The 211-nt window shown below is 52.6% G+C and carries 1 pseudogene; it reads left to right on the top strand.

The window, feature by feature from the left end:
- A pseudogene (locus tag AF337_RS40225) lies at positions 1-173 on the top strand (LysR family transcriptional regulator); the annotation flags it as partial.
- Between the last annotated feature and the right edge of the window lie 38 nt (positions 174-211).

Raw genomic sequence — 211 nt, 5'->3', positions numbered from 1 at the left:
GCGGTGAGCTGATCCGATTGATCCCGGCATGGTATGCCGACGCAGGCCCGATTTCGATCTATTATGCAAACCGCACCCTGTTGCCCTCCAAGACAAGAGTGTTCATCGACTTCCTGACGGAGGTTTTTCAACGTGAGCGATGGCCGGAACGATTTGCAGGAACACTGGGCTGATATCGATATTTTGAAGGCATTTTTGACTGCCCGCATCG

This window comes from Rhizobium ecuadorense (assembly GCF_001187535.1).
In the GTDB taxonomy this organism is placed as follows: Bacteria; Pseudomonadota; Alphaproteobacteria; order Rhizobiales; family Rhizobiaceae; genus Rhizobium; species Rhizobium ecuadorense.
This window is presented reverse-complemented; position numbering and strand designations above follow the sequence as displayed.